1 protein-coding gene is annotated in these 667 nt (G+C 73.5%); it reads right to left on the bottom strand.

The window, feature by feature from the left end:
* Nucleotides 1-42 precede the first annotated feature (42 nt).
* Nucleotides 43-667, bottom strand: a 625-nt coding sequence (gene ureG, locus K6I34_RS37765; RefSeq protein ID WP_229332513.1) for an urease accessory protein UreG, incomplete at its 5' end; no start/stop codon positions are given.

Genomic DNA, 667 nt, shown 5'->3' on the forward strand with positions numbered 1-667 from the left:
GCAGGGCGGCGGGCAGGGCGGCGGGCCGTACGGGTGCGGTGGTCATCGTGGGCCGGCGGTCCAGGCGGCGAGCTGCTCCAGGACCCAGTCGACGACGGGCCGTACGCCGTCCTCCGTCTTGAGCGAGGTGAAGGCGACGGGCAGTTCGCCGCGCTGGGCCGCGGCGTCACGGGCCATGCCGCCGAGGTCCACGCCGACGTACGGCGCGAGGTCGGTCTTGTTGACGACGAGCAGGTCGGCGGTGGTGACGCCGGGGCCGCCCTTGCGCGGGATGTCGTCGCCGCCCGCGACGTCGATCACGAAGATCTGCGCGTCGACGAGGCCCTTGGAGAAGGTCGCGGTGAGGTTGTCGCCCCCGGACTCGACGAGGACCAGGTCCAGCGGGCCCACCGCGTCCTCCAGGTCCTCGACGGCTTCGAGGTTGGCGGAGATGTCGTCACGGATCGCGGTGTGCGGGCAGGCACCGGTCTCGACGGCCGTGATGCGCTCGGGCGGCAGCACGGCGTGCCGGAGCAGGAACTCGGCGTCCTCGCGGGTGTAGATGTCGTTGGTGACGACGGCGATGGAGAGCCGGTCGCGCAGCGTGCGGCACAGGGCGGCGACGGTCGCGGTCTTCCCGGAACCGACGGGCCCGCCGAGGCCGATACGGAGGGCTCGGCGGGTGCCG

It is taken from the genome of Streptomyces sp. UNOC14_S4, assembly GCF_020740835.1.
GTDB lineage: Bacteria > Actinomycetota > Actinomycetes > Streptomycetales > Streptomycetaceae > Streptomyces.